Genomic DNA, 24,171 nt, shown 5'->3' with positions numbered 1-24,171 from the left:
GGGAAGGCATCCTTGTGCTCCCTGTCAGGAAGCATGACCATAGAATGTGCGGCCGCTCTCCCCATGTTCTTTTTGGCAATGGTGATTTTAATCTGTTTTCTGGATGTTATGAGGGTTCAGGTGATAGTTGCCTCCTCTCTCTGCCAAAGTGCAAAAGAGCTGGGGATGTACGCCTATGCAGGAGAGAAAACCGGAAAGGGTTCCCCGGTGGGGAGGGTAACGGAGGCGGTCTGCATGGCCTTTGCCAAACAAAACCTGAAAAAACAGCTGAAGGGGGAGAGGCTTACAGGGATTGAGGGAAAGTCTGGCGGAATCCGTATACAAACCTCATCCATGGATCACGGACAGATTATCCTGCGGGCGGAATACAGGTATCGGCCGTCGGCCGCTCTCATCCCTGTTCTGCCGGTAACACTTACCTGCACGGGCTATGCAAGAGCCTGGACAGGGTATGAGAAGGACATGGATTTTGAATCAGAGGGGGAAGCGAATGTAATGGTTTACATAACGCAAAATCAAGAGGTATATCATGTGCGGGAAGACTGTTCCTATCTGGATCTTTCCATTCACTATATTGGAAGCGGGGGCCTGGCGTCTGCGAGAAATGAATACGGGGAAAAGTACCGCCCCTGTGAAAAATGTGTGGGAAAAGGGACCAGCGGAGCAGGGTACTATATTACGGAAAAGGGAGACAGGTATCACAGCCTTAAGACCTGCGGAGGACTTACCAGGACGGTCAGGCTGGTGAAAAAGTCAGAGGCAGGCGGTCTCAGGCCCTGTTCCAGGTGCGGCAGCAATGGGCATTCATGAAGCCGCCTGTCTGGTATTTCTCGGGGCGGCGGGCTGGAGGGACTGGAAGACAAGGGAAGTCTCCGGAAGGCTGCTCGCCGCTGCTGCCATCCTGGGGTGCGTGCTCCGCCTGGGGATGCGGCTGCACGGATGTGAGGGAGATGGCCTCTGGGCGGCAGGCCTGCTCCCCGGTATTTTGCTGCTGGCCCTGGGACGGGGAACCAAAGAGGCCATAGGGTACGGAGACGGACTGGCAGTTATCACAGCTGGCATCTATCTGGGGCTTTGGGATACCCTTGAGACTATCCTTTTAGGACTGGTGCTGGCATCCCTGTGGGCCGCCTGCCTTATGGCAGGGAGGAAGAAGGGAAGAAAGGACCGGATACCATTTCTGCCTTTTCTATTCTTCGGACTGGCAGGCAGACTTTTGTACAAAATAGGGGCCGCATAAGGCTCAGGGAAGGGAGACAGGCATGGGCACAGAATATGAACAGACGGGAAGAGAACAGATAAAAGGATATAGGGGGAGTTTTACGGTAGAGGCAGCTTTATGCATGCCCCTGGTTCTGATGGTGCTGACCGTAACCCTGTATCTGTGCTTTTTTGTATACCACCAGGCTTGGTATACGGCCGCCGCCTATGAGGGGGCGGCTAGTGCAGGAACTGCGGCAGCCAGGAATCTTACAGAGGCCCGTCACATAGCTGAATCTAAGATAAAAAGCAGCCAGGGAAACGGCGGGATATTGTCAGGCACTGTGCAGCCCGGGATCAGTGCCGGCAGCAGCCGTATAGTGATTACCTACCGGGGAGGAATCGGCGGACCGTTTCTAAGAACCAAGTGGGAATTTCAGGGGAAGGGAGAAATACATGTGCTCCGCCCTGTAGAATTCATCCGGAAAATCAGAAAGGCGGAGGCATATGCGGGGGGACTATAAGAGGGATCTAAACCATAATTATCTAATCTTTGAGGAGGAGGGGGAGGTGGATACCGCCTCGTATGAGGTCCGCATGATCCTGATGAATTCTATTTCGGGACTGCTTCCCTGTTCGATTCAGAAAATAGACAACCGGACCCTTTTCTATTATGAGATAACCTCCAGGCAGCCCCTTGAGGCGATGTATGGGGAGAAAAAGCTGGGAAGAGATGAAATCTATCCTATCTTAAAAAGTTTGGTGGATACCATCAGAGTGATGCAGGCGTATCTTCTGGATCCCGGGCATCTGGTTTTGGAGCCGGAGCATATTTACATGGAGGCGGGCGGCCAAAGGGCTTATTTCAGCTTTATTCCCGTTCACCGCGGGGATGCCAGGGAGGGTATGAGGGATCTGATGGAATATCTTCTGCCTAAGATAGACCATCAGGATCCGGATGCGGTGAGAATCGGGTATGGAATCTACCACTGCGTGACGGAAGATAATTTTCAGCTGGAACAAATCGAAAAGGAGTTATTTGCTTCTGCGGGCGGGCAAATGGAGGAATCCTCCGGTGAGGCGGAGGCGACTGGCAGCACAGAGGAGGAGGACTATGAGAAAGAGGAGATTTTGCGCCAGATATGCAGGGAACCCCAAGAGGAGGAATTTCAGGAGAATAGGGAGGGAATCAGGACTGCGGCCGTGGTGACAGGAGGAATTTTGACAATTGGGGGTGGCTTTCTGGTGTGGAATTACCGGTACATTCCCTGGAGCTATCTGGCCGCCGGCTTTGGAGGTCTGCTTGCATTGGCTGGAATTGCCGGCCTGATCTGGTACCGCAGACGTAAGAAAGAACTGTTATCTCCTGGGGAAGAGACAGAAGGAAAGCCGGAGATCCTGTCAGATAATCCGATCCCTTATCCGGATGCAGGACCCGAGGCAGGGAAAACCGGAAGACAATCCCGGGAGTTCTCCGGAGAGGAAACCAGTCTTTTGACCGGGAAGGAACAGGCGGGGAACCACTGTCTGCGGGGAAAGGACAACAGCGGCGGGACACTTATCAGACTGGATGAGGGGGTTATTCTGGTGGGCAAGATGGCGGAGGCGGTAGATTACTGTATACCCCTGTCTACCGTGAGCCGTATCCACTGTAAGCTTGAAGTGACGCGGGGCGCCTGCCTGATACAGGATCTGAATTCCAAAAACGGAACGTATGTCAACGGAAGACTTTTGGAAAGCCGTGAGAAATATCCGCTGCAGGAACATGATGAGGTTAGAATTGCAGATGTGACTTTTTATTATGAATAGAGTGGGGCGTGCAGGTTGCATTCCCGGCGTAAAAGCTATATAATGTTCCCATGTCAGGAGGAGAATTTATCCATGAATGAATATTATTATCCCCCCCAGGGGCCATCCATGCTGGACGAACTGAAGATTCAGGTGCAGAAAAGAAAGCCCGTACTTATAAATACTCTGATGATTGGGGTGAATATCCTGGTATTTCTTCTGGTTGAGGTGACAGGTTCTTCCGGGGACACCATGCATATGATTACGTGGGGGGCCGCCTTTCCGCCTCTGATCCAGGAAGGAGAGTATTACCGGCTGTTTACCTGCATGTTTCTGCATTTTGGTTTTGCACATTTGGCAAATAACATGATTGTACTGGGGTTCCTGGGGGATAACCTCGAGCGGGCAGTCGGAAGGGTCAGATACCTGATTATCTATATTCTGGGCGGTATAGGTGCCAGCTATATCTCGTATTATACAGAGATATCAGGCAGCAGCGGGCGTATCAGCGTATCCGCAGGAGCCTCCGGCGCTATCTTTGCGGTGATCGGGGCTATGCTTTATATTCTTATCGTGAATAAAGGCAGGCTGGAGGATCTTACCACACGCCAAATGGTAGTGCTTGCAGGTCTGACCTTATATCATGGATTCATCAGCGCAGGCGTGGATAACGCCGCTCACGTAGGCGGGCTGATCTGCGGATTTGTACTGGGCGTGCTCCTTTACCGGAGAAAAAAAGTAAATATTATGTAGGATTAACAGATGGGGAGAATGACAGAGATTGTCGTTCCTTCACCTTCTGTGCTGTCTACCTGGATGGTACCGTTATGGGCTTCTATTACACCTTTTGCGATTGAAAGTCCCAGTCCGGTACCATCCTTTTTGTAGGTGACAAAGGGCTTGAAAAGTTCAGACATATGCTCCGCAGGTATGCCCTTTCCGGTATCGGAGATCTGTATAGTGATATCGGAACCGTCTGTCTCCAGGCTAATGGTGATAGCCCCGTGTGTTCCTATGGCTTCGTGGGCATTTCGGATGAAATTGTAAAATGTTTGTTGCATTTTTACCGTATCCAGGGGTAAAGTAGGAAGAGCGGTTTTCTTTATCAGCTGAATGGTTATCTGATCCTGTTCCAGAGTCGGACGGGCAGACTCTACGATTTCCGACAGGATGGCGTAAATATTTGCTTCGCTTCTCACCACCCGGTTCGAATTATTATAAGAGGACAGCTCATCCAGCAGAGAACGGAGAAACTGCATGTTGTCCATGACCTTCTTCCAATAGTCATCGCCGGACAGTTCAGGATAGCGTACCTCCAGTAACTGAAGGAAACTGTTAATTAATGTAACAGGGTTTCGTATCTCGTGAGAGATTTTGGAAATGGTAAATTTGTGGTTGTCTTCCAATTCAGATAGGAAACGTCTAATATCTGGATTTTCCCTACAAATTTCTTCAATAGTTTCTGATTCGCGCACTTTTAACATAATTTTGCACCTCCTGTTACAGTGTATCATCAGACTTTGTAAATATCAAACAATATTGTATTGCAAAAACTCGTAAAATACGACAAAATAAAAAGAAACAAATATATAACAAAAGGAGGAGACATTACTATGTCAGAATGTATATTTTGTAAGATTGCAAATGGGGAAATTCCCTCCGCTGCATTATTTGAAGATGAGAAATTCAGAGTTATCCTGGATCTGGGTCCTGCCAGCAGGGGCCATGCGCTGATTCTGCCGAAGGCGCACTACGCAGATATTTATGAGATACCGGGAGAACTTGCAGCGGAGGCAATGGTGCTGGCAAAAAAGATGGCAGTAAAAATGACGGAAGTTTTAAAATGCGACGGATTTAACATTGTACAGAATAACGGGGAGGTAGCGGGGCAGACAGTTTTTCACTTTCATATGCATTTAATCCCGCGGTATGAAGGTGACAACGTTGCTCTTGGATGGAAACCAGGCAGCCTGACGGAGGAAGACAGGGAGAGTATACTTGCTGCCTTTCAGAAAAAGTAGGTCTTATAAAGGAAACCAGAAAAGATGGATAATATTAACAAGAAGTTACAAACGTTGTATGACAAGTACTGGAGTCTGGCCACTAAGGTAGCGAATAATGTGATACATGATTACGGCTGGTCTCAGGATATATGCCAGGAAGTTTTTGTATCTCTTTACCAGCTGGTAGAAAGGCAGGAATTAAACGATGACTTGATTAAATACTGGCTGATTGTGACTACAAAACACAAAGCAATTGATTACTGCAGGAAAGCATACAGGAAGTACGAAACGGTAGGTTACGAGTATGGTGAGAATGAATCCCAAGAGGATGCGAATGTGAGGAGAAGCCATCATGCCAGAGCCTGTTATGTAGAAGATGAGATGGCAGACGACTACATCAAGAAGGAATTTATCAACGAAATGATGAAAGATCTCGAAGAGCATAATAAGAATTGGCATGAGATTATCGAGAAAAGTTATGTGGAGCAAAAAGATGCCACGGAAATTGCCGGAGAGCTGGGTATCACAGTAGAAAATGTGAGAACCAGACTCCACCGGGCAAAGTCATGGACGCAAAAGCGGTATCAGTCGGAATATGACAGGCTTTAATTCACAGCATCCTCAATTAAATCTACAATATGCTTGATAGAATCGATATGATTGCTCTCTGACATAGCCTCCATATAAGAATGGCGGTTGCCGTATAATTCCCGGATGGAGAAGAGCAGCGTTTTATCTGTAATCTCTTCTTCTTCCAGAACCATACTGTAACCCAGTTTTTCAAAGGAACGTGCGTTTAATATCTGGTCGCCTCTGCTTGCTTTGGCGGACAGAGGAATCAAGAGATTAGGCTTATTGAGTGAACTGATTTCACAGATCGCATTGGCGCCGGCTCTGGAGATTACCAGATCAGCCAGGGCAAACAGGTCAGCCAGTTCTTTTTTGATGTAATCATACTGAACATAGCCTTTTGTTCCCACAAGAGACTCATCCAGCTTTCCTTTTCCGCACAGGTGGATGACCTGGAATTCTTCCAGAAGCTCCGGGAGGATTCTGCGGATACAGTCATTGATGGCGGCAGCCCCAAGGCTTCCTCCGATTATCATAATTACAGGCTTCTCTTCAGTGAGGCCGGTGAAGGCACGGGCTCTTTTTACATCCCCGGAGAGTAATTCCTGGCGGATAGGAGTACCGGTGAGGACAGCTTTGTTGGCGGGAAGTTCATTTACTGTCTCAGGAAAGTTGCAGCACACTTTAGTGGCAAAGGGAATGCAAATCTTGTTGGCCAGACCGGGAGTCATATCAGATTCATGGATAAAGGTGGGGATTTTTTGTCTGCTTGCGGCTATAACAACCGGAACAGTGACAAACCCTCCCTTGGAGAATACCACGTCAGGTTTCAGTTTTTTCAGGAGCCGGGCCGCTTCTCCATATCCTTTTACAACCTTAAAGGGATCGGTAAAATTCTTAACGTCAAAGTACCGCCTTAATTTACCGGATGAAATCCCATAATAAGGAATATCCAGTTCTTCGATGAGTTTTTTTTCGATTCCGTCGTAAGAACCGATATAGGAAATAGTGTAGCCCAATTCCTGTAAACTGGGAATCATGGCGATATTTGGTGTTACGTGGCCGGCAGTTCCGCCGCCCGTGAGAACAATATGTTTCATGTATTTCCTCCTAATATCAAGCAAAATAGTAACTATAGATTAATATGATACACTTGCAAAAAAAAGTCAAGGAAAGATAAGGGTTTCATGAGTAGATTTGAGAAATTATCACAGGAAAATAACAAACCGAAAGCAGAGGCCTCAGAGGAGATTTTTATGACTAAAAGTGAGATAGAAGCTCTTCGGGAAGAGGCTGAACAGATTGAACGAGAATTAAAAGAGGACCCGTTCATAGACAGTATGGATCCTCCCAAAGAGCTGTATAACAAGATTGTGCAGGAACTGAAAGACAAAGGCATATACCATGAAGACGAAGATGAGGTTAGCGAAGAGAAAGAAGAGGTGGTAGAGAAAAAGAAAAAAGTGGTATTCTATTCCAGGTGGAAGCGAGCTGGGAAATGTGCAGCTATTGTTTGCCTTACTATGTTAGGAGTATTTGGGGTTGCTATGACTAGTGAGGCGAATAGGGTTAACTTGCTTAAGCAAGTAGAATTTTTACTAGGAGATGATGCTAAATTAAATATAGACAATAATGAGCAAAGAAAAAAAAATACAGGAGACCTAGAAAGTGCAGTGCAAAGTATAGAAAATGAGTTGGGAGTTGAGGTGCCAGATTTTTTATATTTGCCAAAGAGTATGCGGTATTTATCGTATGATTTAGATATAGAAGGTAAAATGGCTTTTATCCAATATGAATACATGCATCAATTATTAACCCTTTATATATCGAATAATCAAAACGATACATCAGAACTATCTACATATGATGCAAAACATATTGAAACACAAAGTATATACAAAGGAACAATTGAGGTAGATATATGGGAATTGAAGGATAGTTCTGGCGATGATATCTGTTATACTGCTCAATGGAATTACAAAAATTGTTATTATGAGTTCTCTGGAAAAATAAGCAAAGAAGAGTTTTTAAAAATAATTAATAAAATTGAATTTTAGTGTAATATCTTGAGCTATTAATTCGTATTTAATTATATCTAAGAATGATTTTGTAAAAAAAGAGAGGAAAAGATGAATAAGTTAAAAAGATGTATAGTATTTGTAGTATCATTATTTGTTATATTTTTGGCATTTATTTTCAAATTTGAAGATGTTGTATTCGCTGCGGAACCAGTTCATCTAGGTCGTATTGTTGATGGTTCACTTTTAACAACAGATATAGAGTCTGAGGATACTAAAACACCTCTAATAAGAGGTAGTATTCTGAATAAGGGTACTGCAAAATGTATTAATGCCGGAAATGGACAGGTTACTGCATCTGGTGCTACAGTTGCACATGTAGTATGTCAAGAGCTATATATAGACTTATCCTTAGATCAATATGATCCTAAGACAGAAAGTTGGTACACATTTGATTTATGGTCAGTATCAAAAGAGAATACATCTCTATTTGTTAAGTCTTTTACTATAGACGTAGACAAAGGCTATTATTATCGCGTAAGAGGAGTCCATAGTGCTAAAGATGGAGAAATACTTGAATCTGTCGACACTTGTACAAACGGTATATGGATTGATTGAGTTAAAGTAATAATTATAAAAATAATTAATTTAAGAAGAGGAGGCACAACCCCATGAAAGCCCTATACTTTCGCACCTTATTTAGAAACATGAATGACGGCATCTACCACATATTAAGTATGTGGAACGAACCACAGGACTACACTGCCAGTGTGGTATATCTCTGCGGAGCAGATGCCAGTATCCCGAGGACACTCGGCGAGGATGCAAGATTCGCTGATGAGACATTCCCTATCGATCTGCTGGTAATTTCACACCTGAACCTTCAATATCTGGAATATGTTATTGAGATGTTGGAGCTGAGAAGGGTAAAACAGATTATCATGCCGTACATGGACAAAAAGCAGCGTGCCAGCCTGCTCCGCCATTTGGAAGGGCAGGAGCAGCCGGACAAGCTCACGCTGGATTCAAAAGGGAGAACGTTTCTCAGAGATCCTTACCGTTATGCGCTGAGTAAGGGTGTGGAAGAGTTCAGGTATCTCATGGGGAATGGCCCTGCCTATGAAGGTCAGGATACCATACCGGGCGGATACTTTCAGCCGTTGGAGAAGTCTGCAGATGAGAAGATTTGGAAGGAAGAAGATGGATTTGTCCCGGTCTATAAAGCTGGTTATCTGATTATGAACCGGTGGGTATTATCCTTTGGCGTTTATCAGGGAAATGGCTACCCTACCATTGTCATGTATCATGGCTCCATTGAGGATGATTTAGTGGAAGAAGACTGCGTAATGTCCGTAAAACCATTTTCGTACATACAGTCCTGCAAAGGACGGATGAAGGGTGAATGTGACCTGTGCAGTCTGGCCTGTACCCACAGGAGCGATTTCGATCTTCTTAAGGGACACAGCAAAAAGGCATTAACCGAATATGAGAACGGCACCCTGCTTTTGGGAAATATGCTGCTGCCCGGAAATGTGGAGCGCCTGTATCACAGATTTCATTATGTAAAAGAGAAAGTCCGATTCCTGTCCGTTCCTAACTGCGGAGCAAAAGAAAACTGGGATTACCGGGTAATGGGATTCGGAAAAGAGAATAATTACAGGTATTATGCATGTCCGGTGAATACCCTGAGCGATGCCGATACCTTCAGAACACTGGGCACCATCAGCCCTTATATCCGTTTGTCCATGCTGAATGAATATTATGGACTCTGCGGCAGCGGATTTTTGACAAATCGAATAAATTAAGGGAAAATCATATCATAACCGCCCCCTTTGGGGTATAATAGAGTAAATGCTGATGTTAGTAAAAGCTCAATACCGAAAAGGGGGTTTTTTATGAGACTTACATTTATTGGGGCAACTCATGAGGTAACGGGGAGCTGTTTTTATCTTGAGGCAGCTGGAAAGAAATTTCTGGTAGACTGTGGGATGGAGCAGGGGCCGGATCAGTACGAGAACCAGGAACTGCCGGTATCTATGGCGGACATTGACTTTGTTTTGCTGACCCATGCTCATATTGATCATTCGGGGAATCTGCCCTTAGCTTATGCAAAGGGATTCAGGGGAAATATCTATGCAACGGATGCTACCTGTGACCTGTGTGAGATCATGCTTCGTGACAGTGCCCATATCCAGATGTTTGAGGCTGAATGGAGAAACCGAAAAGGCAGACGTTCAGGAAAAGAAGAGTTTGTTCCGGCATATACGCTGGAGGATGCCAATGGTGTAATCAAACAGTTTGTGAGCTGTCCGTACAGCAGGATTCTGACCCTGGAGGACGGCATCAGAGTAAGATATAACGATGCGGGACATCTGCTTGGATCTTCCAGTATTGAAGTCTGGATAGAGGAAGAGGGGGAAGAGCGGAAGCTGGTATTTTCCGGTGATATCGGGAATCTGGATCAGCCGCTTATCAAAGATCCTACTTATCTTACGGAGGCAGATTACGTTATCATGGAGTCAACCTATGGGGACAGAGACCATGAAGTACGGACAGATTATATCACTCAATTAGTAGAGATTCTGGAAAGGACATTTGCACGGGGCGGCAACGTGGTGGTTCCCTCCTTTGCTGTCGGGCGTACCCAGGAGATGCTGTACTTCCTCAGAAAGATTAAGGCAGACGGTCTGGTGAAGGGGTATCCCGGATTTGAGGTTTTTGTTGACAGCCCATTGGCTGTACAGGCAACAAACATTTTTAAAGAGCATTATCATGACTGTTACGATCAGGAAGCCATGGATTTGATTATGAAAGGGATTAATCCCATTAGCTTTCCTGGGCTGAAGCTGGCCATTACCAGTGATGAGTCCAGGGACATTAACTTTGACGAAAGACCCAAGGTGATTCTCTCGGCCAGCGGTATGTGCGATGCGGGGCGGATCAAGCACCATCTGAAGCATAATCTGTGGAGACCCGAGTCCACTATTTTATTTGTGGGATATCAGGCGATAGGGACCCTGGGACGTGCCCTTGTAGAAGGGGCCGCTGAGGTAAAGCTTTTTGGAGAAGAGGTTCAGGTGCAGGCAGAGATTACCCGGCTCCCGGGTATCAGCGGACATGCGGATCGCGCAGGACTTATGCGGTGGGCCGCTTCCTTTCAGAAAAAACCCAGGAAGGTTTTTGTGGTTCACGGAGACGATAAGGTATGCGAGATTTTTGCCAAGAAGCTGGCTGATGAGCTGCAGTATGATACTATGGCACCGTTCAGCGGGACCGTTTATGATCTGCTGGCAGACCAGGCGGTGAAGGAAACCGTGGGAATACCGATCAGGAAGGCGCAGATTGGAGGCCAGACCGTGAAGGCAGGCGGAGTCTACGCGCGGTTAATTGCCGCAGGGCAGAGACTTATGGCCGTTATCAGGCATAATGAAGGCGGAACAAATAAAGATTTGGCCAGATTTGCGGATCAGATCAATTCCCTTTGTGATAAATGGGACAGATAAAAACATGGAATAGGGACTGTGCACATCCGGTGCACAGTCCCTGGTTTTTTACTACTGTCTCTGTTCTTTCGCCAGCAGAAGTGCCTTTGCCAGCTGATCCGGACATGAAGTACCGCGGCCTCCGCAGTCTGTGCCCTGTAATTTTTCAATGACATCGTCAATCTTCATCCCTTGTACCAGGGTGGCAATTCCCTTGGTATTTCCATTGCATCCGCCTACGAAGTTGACCGATTTCACAATATCACCGTCTAATTCAAGCTCGATGGCCCTGGAACAGGTTCCTTTTGTCTTATATACCATACTTTAATCCTCCTATTATATAATGATATGATTCCATACTAGGAGCTATTATAGCAGATACAGAAAAAGATTTCCATCTCTCTTTCCGTAAGTGGGAGCTTTTGCTATAATGGACTAATAATTATAAATCAACCATTAGTTGAAAAATGATAAAAAAGTAAAAATCAACCTACAGTTGCTTGTAAATACCGGTGCTGAACGGATATGCTGTAACTATCTTAAGAGTGCGGCGCACCGTTAAACCAGATACACATGATAGGTAAACATTAAAACTGTAAATAAATGAAGAGAAAATAAACTAGATAGGTGGGTAAAAGGATGGAAGATAATACGAATATGAATGGAGCAAACAAACGACTCCCTGAAGCCTTTGGGGACAGGATTGCATTTTTGCGAAAGCTGAAGGGACTGACCCAGGCACAGCTGGCGGAGCAGTTAGGAATCTCTGCCCAGGCAGTCAGTAAGTGGGAAAGCGGGCTTTCCTGCCCGGATATTATGATGCTGGTTCCTCTGGCGGACATCTTTGGGATAAGTACCGATGTTTTACTGGGAGGCGGCCAGCTGTCCGGAGGGGATACCGGGGAAGCCGCAGAGGAGGCGCCGATGCAGGAAGAAGCACCTGATGCCTCTGCGCCGGAACCGAACCGGGAAGAACACCAGAACCGTGCTGCAAAGGAAGATGCGCCGCCCAAGGAGGATGTGCCGCCCCAGAAGCTGGAGCTGGAAAAGGTTATCCATGAGAATCATGTGACCATTCATTCCCTTTACATTGATATTTCCATGGCGGAAGCCATTGTCCGGGAGGGGGATGAGTTCGCACTGGATTTGTCCGGCTATCCGGACGGAGACTGCAGGGAGGAAGTAAAGGACGGTGTCTGGAAAATAAAGGATAAAGGCTATAAGGGGCTGTTTGTGCTGAACAATATTACGAATCTTTTCTCAGAGCGCAAGATAGTGATTATTATACCAAAAGGCTATCGTTTCCAGGATGTGAAGATCAAATTAGGCGCAGGCAAGCTGGTGGGCCGGGGAATCTTCACAGAAACAAGCCGTTTGGATCTGGGGGCCGGAGAGGTTGTGCTGGCAGATTATTACAGCGGGCCGTCCAAGATAAACTGCGGAATGGGTAAGGTAATGCTGGAAGGGCGCCTCACAGGCAAGTGCAAGCTGGACTGCGGGATGGGCGAGATAGCTGCGAGCCTGACCGTTCCCTCAGACTACGGGTATAGAGTTAAAGTAGGCATGGGAGATGTCAGAGTGGGAGACGATCGGTTTGGAGGTATGGGAGGAACATATAAGTCCAACCTTCAGGCAGAGAACTTCTTTGACATAAACTGTGGGATGGGGTCCGTGAAAGTAGTGCTGGATCGTTAAGTGAAAAAGGGACAGGGCTGTCTGAAAAAGGGACACCCCTGATCGAATTTGGGACGTGTTCTTTCTAGAAAGAACACGTCCCAAATTCAAATTCTACTCTTGACAATTCCCAATATATGATCTACTATACAATTATTAAAGTGATTAAAATAATTATTAAAATAATGAATAAAATAATGTGGAGGGAGGAGACAAGGGATGAAGGTCGACAGTTCTGTGGAACTGAAAAAGGTTCACGCAAAAGAGATTATTAATTATTTGAAGAGAAATAAAAGCTGTACCAAAAAGGTGATGGCTGAGGATTTGAGTCTCAGCTTCGCAACCGTTTCTAATATATGTAATGAGATGAGGGAAAAGGGGTATCTGGAGGAGACGGCACTGGATGATACTAAGGTGGTGGGCAGAACTCCCAAGGGGATCTCACTGAACTATAACAATCTCATGTCTCTGTGCTTTGATTTGACCAGATTTGGGGTTATCCGTGTGGCCGTGGCGGATTACAGTACCCGTGTGGTCTATGACGACAGATTTGACTACAGCCATAAAAGCAGTATACAGGAGGTAATACAGACCTGCGGAAGTATATACCGGGAACAGGTGCTGAAGCGTTTTTCAGAGGATCAGATTGTAGGGGTAGGCGTTGCCGTACCCGGAATCTTTGAGAAAAAAACCCATAACATTGTCTCTTCAGAGATCGAGCTGTTTAATAATCAGCCCATGAAGGAGATGCTGTCCCAGACCCTGGGCAAAACCGTCTATATTGACAACGAGTCCAATCTCTGCGTCATGTCAGAGTACATGAGGGAGAATCTCTACAGAAATCAGGAGAATATCGTTTATCTTTTTGCGGATGAAGGTCTTGGAATCGGCGTAGTTGCCAATGGTAAGCTAATCTGCGGCAGCGGTGGGTATGCCCCGGAGATTTGTCATATGCCCATCGGCAATATGCAGATGCAGTGTCATCTGTGTTCCAGCATGGGCTGTGTGGAAAGCGATCTGCGCATTATGGGATATGTGGAGAAATACAACCTCTACAGCAGGAAGCAAATTGCTTCTTTTGAGGAATTTCTGGAACTCTGGGGGAAAAAGGAAGAGACGGCAGTTCAGGTCTTAGAAGAGAATGCCGCCATTTTGGGAAGACTTCTGTCTATCTTAAACAATATCTTTAACCCGGACTGTATTTACATAGGAGGGGAAACGGTGGGACTGATCCGGGAAGTAATAGAAAAGAGTATGGAACAGGTTACATCCAGACTTCTGGTGCAGGGAAACGTACTCCCTGAGATAAAGATGGATGCAGACTGCAGCGCCACGGTTTTGTGCGGGGCTGCAGAGATGGTATTTTCTCAGTGGATGCCCCTTTAACCGTCGGGCAGAGAAAGGTACAGCTTTATAATCAAAACAGAATAAATTCTGACCGGGAGCCAGGGGGGTACCGCCGGACAGATTTATACCGTTTCGGGATATACCGCGGAAACCGGAATGGGACCCCGGAGGGCGTAAGCCGTCTGCGGGGATATAAACTATCAATCAGCAGAACCAAAGAAAGGTTCCGAATCAAGAATGATTATGGGAGGAAACTATGTTTAAGAAATTTGTAGCAATGGTATGTGCAGGTACACTGGTATTCTCGCTGGCAGGCTGCGGCGGCAGTAAGGACAGCGCAAAAGAGGACACGAAAACAGAGGCAAAGGGAGACAGCAAAGAGGATGAGGATGTCACCATATCCATCCTCTGGCAGCAGGAAGTGTCGGAACAGTTCTGGGATCTGCCTTTAGAGAAGTTTAAAGAGAAATACCCTAATGTAAATGTGGAGTTTGAGAGCAACGCCAAGGCGGCGGAGGTAATCCGCAATCTACTTAATGTCAAAGAGGCTCCGGACATCTTCTACACCTGGATCAGTGATGTAGACTATTATGGATTTGCCAAAGAAGGGCTGTTATATCCCGTAGACGACATACTGGCAGAGCAGAATGCAGAGGGCACCAAGACCCTGGAGGAAACCATTTTCTCCGCAGGACTTGCTTTGGGTGAGGTAGATGGTTCCCATTATTTCCTTCCCACCAGCAAACTGATTGCAGGCAACTTTTACAGCGGCAAGCTCTTTGCAGACAATAACTGGACAGTACCGTCAACCTGGGAGGAATACCAGACGCTGTGCAAGACAATAAAGGACAGCGGTGTTACCCCTATGATTTATGCTGGTGTATATCCCTTTATGCTGGCAGATGCCTTCCTGGTACCTATGATTCAGAATCTGGATCCGAAAACAATGGAAGCCATTAACAACAACGAGGCAGGTGCCTGGAAACAGCCCGCTGCCCTGGAAGCGGTAACCCGTCTGCAGGAGATGAGGGATGCAGGCTATATTGATAAGAACTCACTGGCTATGGATCACATCCAGTCTCAGATTGACTTTATCGGCAACAACGATGCCTTTGTGCCTTCAGGAAGCTGGCTGGAAGGAGAGATGGAGGATCAGTGGCCGGACGACTTTGACCTGCAGCCTATGTATGCCCCCGGAGAGGAGGCCGGCAAGACTTCAACCACAGCTGTAGTTGAATGTATGGTTCTTCCGAAGCAGGAGGATGACAGCAAGCTGGAATATATCAAAGAACTTGTAAAGTTGTTCTATTCTGAGGAAAATGCCAAATATGTGGCTGAAAAGACGGGCTTCCTGCTGGCTATGGAAGAACAGTCTGACGAGGTAATGGGACTGCTTCCAAAGAGTGCCCAGACCATGTGGAAGATGGCAGATGACAATGTAAGCATTATCTCTCCTTCTTATAAAGTGAGATATAAAGAAGTGCTCGGGGAACTGAATAACTGCATCAATGCTTTAATCCAGGAGGAAATAAATGCAGAACAATTCTGCGAGAGAATGGATAAAGTAGCACAGGAGACAAGCGGTGGCAAATAATATAAAAATATTAGAAATATTAGAACGTGCCATGAAAACCGGCAGCAGCATTACTGCTGCTGCCGGTTTTGACGTAGTCGTGGATCATGTGGTGCGTGCAGTAAAACAAAAAAGCGGACAGCTGCCCGGTACATACTTTGAAACCATTGAGGAATTCGGCAGTTATCTGATATCAAAAAAGAATATGAGCTGTTCCATTGAACTAGAGCTTCAGCAGGAGAAAATCGGGGGCAATATGGCCATATTTGCCAACAGTCTGGGCACGCTTGGGGTTAAGACACATTGTATCGGCAGTATGGGGTATCCTAAGATCGATCCGGTATTTAAGAATATGAATGACAACTGCATGCTTCATTCCGTGTGCAGAACCGGACAGTGCAATGCCCTGGAGTTTCATGACGGCAAGGTTATGCTTTCCTCAATGGATAACCTAAAGGAGATGACCTGGGATATGATAGCCGCCAGGATGAACCAAGAGGAGCTCATAGGATATTTCAGAGACAGCCGCCTGATCGCCCTTCTCAACTGGAGTGAGCTGGCCGAGGCTACGGCGCTGTTTCAGGCGGTGTATGACAATTGTATAAAAGACGGAAAAAAAGAGAAAGACAAATGGCTTCTCATGGATCTCTCGGACGCATCCAGAAAGTCCGGGGAGGAACTGGTCCAGATACTGCGCCTGGGAGAGGCATTTGCAGAATACAGGACAACGATATTCAGCATGAATGAAAATGAGGCCCGCCTAATCTATAAGGCCTTATTCCACAGAGAAGGAAAAAGCAGAAGAGAAATGGGACAGGAGATAAGCCGAAGGCTGAGCATCGATTACCTTATCCTCCATCTTCCCCACTGTGCCTACGGCTATACCAAGGGGACGATGGTAAAGGAAGAGGGGTATTATACCCCCGTTCCGAAGCTGTCAACCGGGGGCGGGGATAACTTTAACGCGGGCCTGTGCTTTGGGCTGCTGCAGGGGCTGCCCCTGGCGGAAAGCCTGAGACTGGGCAATGCCACGTCGGGCTATTATGTCCGCACAGGCGAGAGCCCGGATGTATACCGGCTCTATGAATTTATGCAGGGGTACACAAAACTGGAAAGGGCAGGTGAAGGAACATGGTAGGAAAGAAAAAAAGCTTTTTAATTACATATCTGGTACCCACGTTGCTGCTCTACGGGGTATTCTGCCTTTATCCCTGTGTGAAGTCTCTGTTTCTCAGCCTGTGCAGCTGGTCCGGGTTTTCAGATAACATTAAGTTTGTGGGTCTGGCTAACTTTAAGCGCCTCATTGAGGATCCCATTGTGTGGAAGGCCCTGGGAAACAATGTGTTCATCCTAATTTTCTGTACTATATTTACCTTTTCCATTGCTCTGGCATTTGCGGTTATGGTCACCAGAAAAAAGTCAAAATACCACCAGGGGCTGCGCATTATCTACTTTATCCCCTACGTAATGTCAATTGCGGTGGTATCTGTTCTGTGGATGTTCATCTATAACCCATCCTTTGGCCTGGTCAACGGATTCCTTGGAAAGATTGGCCTTTCAAAGCTGCAGCACGTATGGCTGGGAGAGACAAACGTAATTATGGGCGCGCTTACCGTCCCCCTTGTGTGGATCAACATTGGATTCTATATGATTATGTTCATTGCGGCCATCTTAAATATACCGGACGACAGATACGAAGCGGCTTCTATCGACGGTGCCAGCGCATGGCAGCAGTTCGTCCACATAACCATCCCGGGCATCTGGCAGGAGATCCGCACCTCACTGGTATTCTTCTGCGTCACGGCCTTTAATTACTCATTTGAGCTTGTGTATGTAATGACAAAGGGCGGACCCAACCGTGCGTCAGAGCTTCTGACCACATACCTGTATGAAAATGCTTTTACCTACAGCGATTACGGGTACGCGTCCACTATCGGCGTGCTGCTCTTCGGCATACTGTTTCTTATTATATTTGCAATTATGAGACTGACGAAAGCGGGGTGCAGGGATGAATAACAAGAAAAAAATAAGGCCGCTGGGGGTTCTGCGGGACCTGCTGGCAGGAGGATACGGGCTGATTGTACTGTTCCCTGTATTCTGGGTATTCTATACCTCTTTTAAGACCAACAAAGAATTTGTGGCTAATCCCTGGGCCCTGCCTCAGAAGTGGCAGCTGCAAAACTACAGCAATGCCTGGGTAAAGATAGATTTCCAGAGCTATGCGCTGAACAGTATTCTTATTACCATAGTCTCTGTTCTTGTGGTGGTGGTGCTGTCCTCAACCGTAGCCTATATTTTGGTGCGCAGTGAGAAAAGATGGAGCGAAGTAGTGCTGATGCTTTTTATAGCGGGACTTTATGTCCCCACAGCCCTGGTGCTGCCCTCAGAGTTCACGGTGCTGTATAAGCTGAATCTGTGGAATACCCATCTTGGGCTGGGGATCCTTTATGTAGTGTTCAGCCTTCCCTATTCCATTCTGGTCATGAGCGGATTTTACCGGAGCATGCCCAAAGAACTGGAAGAAGCGGCGGCTATCGACGGGTGCGGGGTTCACTCTACTTTCTGGAAGATTATCTTCCCCCTGTCTAAAAATGGAATTATAACGATCATCATTTTTAACTTTGTCTGGATATGGAACGACTATATATTTGCCCTTACCTTTATACATGATAAGGAGCTCCTCACGCTTCCGGTAGGAATTATTGCCCTGATGGAATCCTTTAAGCTGAAGGCCGATTGGGTAACCTTGTTTGCGGGACTTAATATAGTAATGATTCCGTCTATCCTATTATACATTTGTTTCCAGAAATATTTAACCAAGGGTCTGACCACAGGCTCTGTGAAGGGGTAAAGGAGGAGAAAATGAAACATACAGCAATGTGGCAGGAAATCCAGGATCAGCCGGAGGTGGCGCAGAAGATCCTGGACGCATACCTGCCGAAAGGGGAATATTTCAGAGACTTGCTTCAGGGAAAAAAGCAGCTGGTGCTTACAGGGATAGGTGCGTCTCTCTATGCGTGCCATATGGCCAGGTATGCATTCCTAAAGTACTGCAGCCTGAAGCCCCAGATTATCCAGTCAGATGAACTGCACTATCTGCTGCCGTCCATTGACAAAGACACGCTTGTCATCTTTATCTCCCAGTCCGGGGAAAGCTACGAGACAAAGGTGGTGGGAAAGGAGCTGAAAGAAAGAGGAATCGCATTCTGGGGAATCACCAATGATCCCGGTTCAACTCTGGCAGAGAATGCCTCAGAGGTTATGCTTCTGCACAGCGGACGGGAGATAAGCTCCGCCACTAAGACCAATATGGCATCATTTCTGATTTTATCCATCATAGCAGCCGGTTACCGGCCGGAGCTTAAGGAGGCATTTCTTGAAATCCCGGATACTATCCGCAGCACCCTGACGCTTTGCCCGGAGGCGCTGGAGCGCCTGGCAGATGCCCTGCTCCCCTGTATGAATCTCTATCTGCTGGGCATGGGGGCAAATGCGGCCACAGCCATAGAAGGGGCCCTGATGATGAAGGAAAAGACCTTTATCCATACCTCGGGATCCAGTGTTTCAGACTTCCGGCACGGAACCGTTGAGGTAATAGAAGAGGGACTGCCCGCAGTGCTCCTTGCCTCCGGGGAGGAGTATACCCGGACTGCGCTGGAACACGGAGAATACCTGCAAAATGCCGGGGTTGCAGTTACCCTTGTTACAGATACGCCTATAGACGGATGTATCCCCCGGGAGCATGTGATTCCTGTGGCAAAATCCAGGGAAGAGTGCCTGTCGCCGGCAGCTCTGCTGATTCCCCTCCAGCTACTGGCAGAGCGGGTGGCAGACAAAAAAGGACTGGATGTAGACGGGTTCCGCTATCTCTCCAAGGTGGTGGGAGACTATAAAAAGGGAGAAAAAGCATGAGATTACAGAAAGGAAGACATCTCTCCTCTAAGAGGGCGGAGTGTATCATAGAAGGCGCAGGAAGGATTCTTGCACATACAGGGATTAAAGTGACAGATCCCCAGGCCCTTGAGGAGCTGAAGCATAAGGAAGGCATTGAGGTGCAGGGAGACAGGGCCTTGATCCGGGAAACGGCATACCGGGAATTTCTCCTCCGCCAAAAAGGGAAGAAAATCCCCCCGGACAAACACGGAAGCAGGCTCCACGGGGAGGCCAGTCTGTATACCTATCATTACCGTGACCCGGACACAGGCCGGATCCTGGAATTCAACCGGCAAAAGCTGGGTGAATATGCAGCCTTTGTGGAAAAGGCACACAGAATATACCCCATGAATCCCGTGATCCCAGGCTACCCAACGGATGTACCGGCACAGCTGTCCTCCCTGGCCAGGTACCAGACTGCGGCTGAACATTGCTCCGGGTGCTGGCCGGCAGCTCCGGATTCTGTAGAGGCCGCGGAATATATGTTTGAGATGACCCGGGTAATGGGCCAGGAAATGACCCATCTTCCGGTATACATGATAAGTCCTCTGACTCTGGGAGGGGACGCCTTTGACATTGTGCGTAAGTACAGCTTTCGGCTGAGCTCTTTTTATACCTTTTCCATGCCGAATATGGGAGTTACCACGCCCATGAATCTGTCCATGGGCCTTGCGGTTGTGCTGGCCGAGGTAGCAGGGGGCGCGGTGCTGGTGGAACTGCTCACGGGTCTGCAGGGCGAGATAAAGCCAAATCTTTTTCCCTTTGACTTTAAGTACTTTAACATTGCCTTCGGAACCCCTGAGAAGTTTCTCTACGAACAGGCGGCTGCAGAGCTGACGGCCTACATCAGAGGGGAAGAACCGGATTATTCCAGCACCAATATCCATACCTGGGGAAAGGAGCCGGACGGAAGGACAGCCATGGAAAAAGGAATGATGATTATGGCCGGGGCATTGGACGGCGCCCGGAGATTCTACTGTGTGGGTACCCAGAGTCTGGATGAGCTTTTTGATCCTCTGCAGATGATTCAGGATCTGGAGGCAATTACCTTTGCACAGAAGATTCTGGACGGCATTCCTGAGGATGAGGTGGAGGATACCCTTCTGGACGAGATTGAGGAAGGGATCGCCTCAGGGTTTGTCTGCAGTGACCGTTCCCTGGATGAGTACAGAGAATATCTGGATGCATCTCTGTTTTCCCCAAAGGATAACATGCAGAGATGGATGCTGGATGGACAGAAAACAGCCAAGGACACCTTAAAAGAAATTTACCATGAGATTCAGGGGCAGCCCGTGGAGTATGTTCTGGAGGACTGGAAGAAGGCAGAGCTGGATAAGATATTCCAGGCTGCACTGAGACAAACCAAATGAATGGGGGGCTGTCCGGCTTGCTCCCCTTTTCTGTGCAATGGAGGATTCTCCCCTGGTACAACTGGTTAGAATCTGCTATAATAATGCAGATCGTTATAGACAGACCAAAAGAATCAGTGTAAAAAGGAGAATGCATATGAACCATATTGGAATTATCGGGGCCATGGAGGAAGAGGTAGCTGCTCTGAAAGAAAAAATGACGGATACAAAGGTAACTGTAAAAGCTCAAATGGAGTTCCACCAGGGAAAACTAAACGGAAAGGATGTAGTAGTGGTGCGCTCCGGGATCGGAAAAGTAAACGCGGCGCTGTGCACACAGATCCTGGCAGATGATTTTCAGGTGGAAGCTGTGATGAATACGGGAATTGCAGGAGCTTTAGACAAGGATCTGAATATAGGAGATATGGTGATCTCAACAGACGCGCTCCAGCATGATGTGGACGCGTCTGTTTTTGGTTATCCTCTGGGCCAGATTCCCAGGATGGACACCCTGGCTTTTCCGGCGGATAAAGCACTGGCAGAAGCAGGACTTGCCGCATGCCGGGAGGCTAACCCGGAGATAAAGGCAATCCCCGGAAGAATTGTGAGCGGCGATCAGTTCATCTCAGACAATGAGAAAAAGGTGTTTCTCACAGAGAACTTCCGGGGCTGCTGCACGGAGATGGAAGGGGCTGCAATTGCACAGGCCGCATATCTGAACAGGATTCCCTTTGTGATCTTCCGCGCAATCTCTGATAAGGCAGACAACAGCGCCAGCATGGATTACGGTGCCTTCGAGAAGCAGGCTATAGTACACAGCGTACGGCTGGTGGAAAATATGGTGGGCAGGCTGTAAAGCGCCTTTTGTCGCATTCTGTTGCCGCAAGAAACCAGAGAATTTGTCGACCGATTTTGCTTTCCAAATTCCCCCGGGTGACCTATAATGGAACCGTACAAAATCTGCAAATTGCAAAAGGGGGAATCATTGTGAATTTATTTTATTACGGTATCTGGTGTGCAGGAGTATTAGGAGCTGTCAGCTTGTTAATGGTGTATATATCCTATAAAAAAACAATAAAGGATGTATCCCGTCTTCCATATCCCAAGGGGAAATGGATGCAGCAGTTTTGCCAGGACTACCACCAGTTACTAAAGGAACACTCACAGATAAACAATCCTGTTATCTTTATTAAGAAACGGATGAACGGACGAAAGATAGGGCCAATATCCCTGCACAGACTCAAGGGAACCATGTGGTACGCTTTCGTCTTTTCTATTCTCTTTGCGGGTCTGGATCTGGTACAAGCCTACAGAAGCGGGCAGTGGACACCTGCCAATCCCTGGAGCAGGCCGGGGACGCTGATTGCCGCGGGAGGTATGATAGCTGCACTTATCATATTCCGCCAGCTGCTGGCTTTTTCCTACCAGGAGGAATTGATAGAAGACGGACTTCTTGATTACCTGGAAAATGAACATATCGAAACCAACAAAGTAGTACCTATGGAAACCTCCAAGGCTGCCTCACAGACCCAGGCAGGGAAGACAGGAAGAAATCTTCCTGTGACCGGGAAGGCTTCCAAACTGAAAAAAGGAAAAGTAATGGCCCAGCCTGCCGATAAACCCGCTGCCGAGGAGGCAAAGGAGCTCCCCTCCCAGGAAGTGATGGAGCAGCTGGCCAGGGGCATCCAGGAGAGCGCTGCCACCAATAACAAATATGGACACCTTCTGAGCAAGGAGGAAGAAAAAATAGTAAGGGATGTGATTAAAGAATTTCTAACTTGATAAATGTATAACATTTTGCTAAACTTAAATGGAAAAAAACCGAGGATAAACTTGGAAAAAACATAAGGAGACAAACGAATATGGGAAATAAGATAACCTTTGACTATTCTAAAACAGCTGGTGTAGTCAGTGAAAGCGAAGTAGCTGTTATGGGGAAATTGGCAGATGCAGCAAAGGACATGCTGCTGTCACGGACAGGTCTTGGAAATGATTTCTTAGGATGGATCGACCTGCCCGTTACTTATGACAAGGAAGAGTTCGACCGCATCGGAAAAGCGGCTGCCAAGATTCAAAAAGACTCAGATGTACTGCTGGTAATCGGTATCGGCGGTTCCTACCTGGGCGCGAGAGCGGCAAATGAGTTTTTAAACCACCCATTTTATAATAATTTGTCCAAAGAGATTCGTAAGACTCCCGAAATATATTATGTTGGTAATTGCATCAGTGCTTCCTATATGAAAGGAATTATAGATGTAATTGGAGATAGAGATTTTTCCGTAAATGTTATTTCCAAATCCGGAACGACAACAGAGCCGGCGATTGCGTTCCGCGTATTTAAGGAAATGCTGGAAAAGAAGTATGGCAAGGAAGAGGCAGCGAAGAGAATCTACGCTACCACAGACAAGGCAAAAGGCGCTTTAAAAAGCCTTGCCGCAGAAGAGGGCTACGAGACATTTGTAGTACCTGATGATATCGGAGGACGTTTTTCCGTTATGACCGCAGTAGGACTGCTTCCTATCGCAGCCAGCGGTGTGGATATTAAAGCAATGATGGACGGAGCTGCAGAACAGAGAGAGCGCGCATTGAACCTGCCGTTTGAAGAAAACGATGCGCTTCAGTATGCTGCCCTGCGAAACATCATGCTTAGAAAAGGTAAAACAATTGAAATTATGGCGAACTATGAGCCAAGCCTTCATTATATTTCCGAATGGTGGAAACAGCTGGCCGGGGAGAGCGAGGGAAAAGATCAGAGAGGCATCTTCCCTTCCAGTGTAGACCTGACCACAGACCTCCATTCTCTTGGACAGTGCATCCAGGATGGTCCCAGGATTTTATTTGAAACTGTGTTGGCAGTGGAAAGTCCGAAGACTGACATGGAAATTAAGGAGGAGCCAGTAGATCTGGACGGTTTAAACTATCTTGCGGGGAAGACCATTGACTTTGTCAATAAAAGCGCCATGAACGGCACCGTATTAGCCCACACAGACGGCGGAACCGCCAATCTTATGGTGAAAATTCCGGAGCAGAGCGCTTACTGCTTAGGACAATTATTCTACTTCTTCGAGTTCGCAATCGGTGTAAGTGGATATCTCTTAGGCGTGAATCCATTTAACCAGCCAGGCGTGGAGAGCTATAAGGCAAATATGTTCGCACTTCTTGGCAAACCGGGCTATGAGAAAGAAAGAGAAGAATTGATGAAGAGATTATAATCTAACTGATAGGACATAGTAA

The 24,171-nt window shown here is 47.1% G+C and carries 25 protein-coding genes; 22 read left to right on the top strand and 3 right to left on the bottom strand.

Annotation, left to right across the window (positions count from 1 at the left end; translation table 11 throughout):
- Positions 1-33: 33 nt before the first annotated feature.
- From ACGHCT_RS20760 to ACGHCT_RS20740, 5 genes are all read left to right on the top strand, one after another.
- A complete protein-coding gene (locus ACGHCT_RS20760) occupies positions 34-810 on the top strand; it encodes a hypothetical protein (protein ID WP_390437403.1) in 777 nt (258 codons plus the stop codon).
- Positions 797-1,240, top strand: coding sequence for a prepilin peptidase (locus tag ACGHCT_RS20755; protein ID WP_390437402.1), 444 nt, complete (start codon positions 797-799; stop codon positions 1,238-1,240). The genes ACGHCT_RS20760 and ACGHCT_RS20755 overlap by 14 nt, the downstream gene beginning before the upstream one ends.
- Before the next feature lie 22 nt (positions 1,241-1,262).
- Entirely contained in the window at positions 1,263-1,724 is a 462-nt protein-coding gene (locus tag ACGHCT_RS20750) for a TadE family protein (protein ID WP_390437401.1), read from the top strand.
- A complete protein-coding gene (locus ACGHCT_RS20745; RefSeq protein ID WP_390437399.1) occupies positions 1,708-3,009 on the top strand; it encodes a DUF6382 domain-containing protein in 1,302 nt (433 codons plus the stop codon). The genes ACGHCT_RS20750 and ACGHCT_RS20745 overlap by 17 nt, the downstream gene beginning before the upstream one ends.
- A 72-nt stretch (positions 3,010-3,081) precedes the next feature.
- Positions 3,082-3,741 carry a rhomboid family intramembrane serine protease gene (locus tag ACGHCT_RS20740; RefSeq protein WP_390437398.1) on the top strand — a complete coding sequence of 220 codons (660 nt, stop codon included), beginning with the start codon at positions 3,082-3,084 and terminating at the stop codon, positions 3,739-3,741.
- A 2-nt stretch (positions 3,742-3,743) separates the two neighbouring features.
- Here the strand turns inward: ACGHCT_RS20740 and ACGHCT_RS20735 are convergent, their stop codons facing one another.
- Complete coding sequence (locus ACGHCT_RS20735) at positions 3,744-4,472, bottom strand: PAS domain-containing sensor histidine kinase (protein ID WP_072850715.1); 729 nt, start codon at positions 4,470-4,472, stop codon at positions 3,744-3,746.
- Between the two features lie 129 nt (positions 4,473-4,601).
- Here ACGHCT_RS20735 and ACGHCT_RS20730 point away from each other — a divergent pair, with 129 nt between their 5' ends.
- Both ACGHCT_RS20730 and ACGHCT_RS20725 read left to right on the top strand, forming a co-directional pair.
- On the top strand, positions 4,602-5,009 hold the full coding sequence (locus ACGHCT_RS20730; protein ID WP_072850717.1) for an HIT family protein: 408 nt from the start codon (positions 4,602-4,604) through the stop codon (positions 5,007-5,009).
- 24 nt (positions 5,010-5,033) lie between these two features.
- Positions 5,034-5,600, top strand: coding sequence for an RNA polymerase sigma factor (locus ACGHCT_RS20725; protein ID WP_072850719.1), 567 nt, complete (start codon positions 5,034-5,036; stop codon positions 5,598-5,600).
- Here the strand turns inward: ACGHCT_RS20725 and ACGHCT_RS20720 are convergent.
- Positions 5,597-6,661: an undecaprenyldiphospho-muramoylpentapeptide beta-N-acetylglucosaminyltransferase gene (locus ACGHCT_RS20720; protein ID WP_072850721.1), complete on the bottom strand. Its 1,065-nt coding sequence runs from the start codon at positions 6,659-6,661 to the stop codon at positions 5,597-5,599. The genes ACGHCT_RS20725 and ACGHCT_RS20720 overlap by 4 nt on opposite strands.
- An 87-nt stretch (positions 6,662-6,748) precedes the next feature.
- On the opposite strand from ACGHCT_RS20720, the gene ACGHCT_RS20715 reads away from it, so the two are divergent.
- The 4 genes from ACGHCT_RS20715 to ACGHCT_RS20700 all read left to right on the top strand — a co-directional run bounded on the left by ACGHCT_RS20715 (position 6,749) and on the right by ACGHCT_RS20700 (position 11,082).
- Positions 6,749-7,618 (top strand): DUF4367 domain-containing protein, encoded by an 870-nt coding sequence (locus ACGHCT_RS20715; RefSeq protein ID WP_390437395.1) that lies wholly within the window; start codon positions 6,749-6,751, stop codon positions 7,616-7,618.
- Positions 7,619-7,690: 72 nt separating this feature from the next.
- Complete coding sequence (locus ACGHCT_RS20710) at positions 7,691-8,197, top strand: DUF6147 family protein (protein ID WP_390437393.1); 507 nt, start codon at positions 7,691-7,693, stop codon at positions 8,195-8,197.
- A 53-nt stretch (positions 8,198-8,250) separates the two neighbouring features.
- Positions 8,251-9,384, top strand: a complete 1,134-nt coding sequence (locus tag ACGHCT_RS20705; RefSeq protein WP_390437392.1) for a hypothetical protein — start codon at positions 8,251-8,253, stop codon at positions 9,382-9,384.
- A 90-nt stretch (positions 9,385-9,474) separates the two neighbouring features.
- A complete protein-coding gene (locus tag ACGHCT_RS20700; RefSeq protein ID WP_072850729.1) occupies positions 9,475-11,082 on the top strand; it encodes an MBL fold metallo-hydrolase RNA specificity domain-containing protein in 1,608 nt (535 codons plus the stop codon).
- A 51-nt stretch (positions 11,083-11,133) separates the two neighbouring features.
- On the opposite strand, the gene ACGHCT_RS20695 is transcribed toward ACGHCT_RS20700, so the two are convergent.
- Positions 11,134-11,382: a TIGR03905 family TSCPD domain-containing protein gene (locus ACGHCT_RS20695; protein WP_072850731.1), complete on the bottom strand. Its 249-nt coding sequence runs from the start codon at positions 11,380-11,382 to the stop codon at positions 11,134-11,136.
- Positions 11,383-11,700: 318 nt separating this feature from the next.
- Between ACGHCT_RS20695 and ACGHCT_RS20690 the strand changes: the two genes are divergently transcribed.
- The 11 genes from ACGHCT_RS20690 (at position 11,701) to ACGHCT_RS20640 (ending at position 24,149) form a co-directional block, all read left to right on the top strand.
- On the top strand, positions 11,701-12,756 hold the full coding sequence (locus ACGHCT_RS20690) for a helix-turn-helix domain-containing protein (RefSeq protein ID WP_242946741.1): 1,056 nt from the start codon (positions 11,701-11,703) through the stop codon (positions 12,754-12,756).
- A 198-nt stretch (positions 12,757-12,954) separates the two neighbouring features.
- Positions 12,955-14,121 (top strand): ROK family transcriptional regulator, encoded by a 1,167-nt coding sequence (locus ACGHCT_RS20685; protein ID WP_072850732.1) that lies wholly within the window; start codon positions 12,955-12,957, stop codon positions 14,119-14,121.
- 217 nt (positions 14,122-14,338) lie between these two features.
- Positions 14,339-15,676 carry an ABC transporter substrate-binding protein gene (locus tag ACGHCT_RS20680; RefSeq protein WP_072850734.1) on the top strand — a complete coding sequence of 446 codons (1,338 nt, stop codon included), beginning with the start codon at positions 14,339-14,341 and terminating at the stop codon, positions 15,674-15,676.
- Entirely contained in the window at positions 15,666-16,793 is a 1,128-nt protein-coding gene (locus tag ACGHCT_RS20675) for a PfkB family carbohydrate kinase (protein WP_390437388.1), read from the top strand. Before ACGHCT_RS20680 ends, ACGHCT_RS20675 begins: the two co-directional genes overlap by 11 nt.
- A complete protein-coding gene (locus tag ACGHCT_RS20670) occupies positions 16,787-17,671 on the top strand; it encodes a carbohydrate ABC transporter permease (protein WP_390437386.1) in 885 nt (294 codons plus the stop codon). Before ACGHCT_RS20675 ends, ACGHCT_RS20670 begins: the two co-directional genes overlap by 7 nt.
- A complete protein-coding gene (locus tag ACGHCT_RS20665; RefSeq protein ID WP_072850740.1) occupies positions 17,664-18,506 on the top strand; it encodes a carbohydrate ABC transporter permease in 843 nt (280 codons plus the stop codon). Before ACGHCT_RS20670 ends, ACGHCT_RS20665 begins: the two co-directional genes overlap by 8 nt.
- 11 nt (positions 18,507-18,517) lie before the next feature.
- Positions 18,518-19,567, top strand: coding sequence for an SIS domain-containing protein (locus ACGHCT_RS20660; protein WP_390437384.1), 1,050 nt, complete (start codon positions 18,518-18,520; stop codon positions 19,565-19,567).
- Complete coding sequence (locus ACGHCT_RS20655) at positions 19,564-20,958, top strand: trimethylamine methyltransferase family protein (RefSeq protein WP_390437383.1); 1,395 nt, start codon at positions 19,564-19,566, stop codon at positions 20,956-20,958. Before ACGHCT_RS20660 ends, ACGHCT_RS20655 begins: the two co-directional genes overlap by 4 nt.
- A 136-nt stretch (positions 20,959-21,094) precedes the next feature.
- Positions 21,095-21,793: a 5'-methylthioadenosine/adenosylhomocysteine nucleosidase gene (locus ACGHCT_RS20650; RefSeq protein ID WP_390437381.1), complete on the top strand. Its 699-nt coding sequence runs from the start codon at positions 21,095-21,097 to the stop codon at positions 21,791-21,793.
- 131 nt (positions 21,794-21,924) lie between these two features.
- Positions 21,925-22,719 carry a hypothetical protein gene (locus tag ACGHCT_RS20645; RefSeq protein WP_139249477.1) on the top strand — a complete coding sequence of 265 codons (795 nt, stop codon included), beginning with the start codon at positions 21,925-21,927 and terminating at the stop codon, positions 22,717-22,719.
- Positions 22,720-22,799: 80 nt separating this feature from the next.
- The gene (locus ACGHCT_RS20640) at positions 22,800-24,149 is read left to right on the top strand and encodes a glucose-6-phosphate isomerase (RefSeq protein WP_390437379.1); all 1,350 of its coding nucleotides are present in this window, start codon (positions 22,800-22,802) and stop codon (positions 24,147-24,149) included.
- Positions 24,150-24,171: the final 22 nt, after the last annotated feature.

The organism is Lactonifactor longoviformis, from assembly GCF_042848515.1.
GTDB classification, from domain to species: Bacteria; Bacillota; Clostridia; order Lachnospirales; family Lachnospiraceae; genus Lactonifactor; species Lactonifactor longoviformis.
This window is presented reverse-complemented; position numbering and strand designations above follow the sequence as displayed.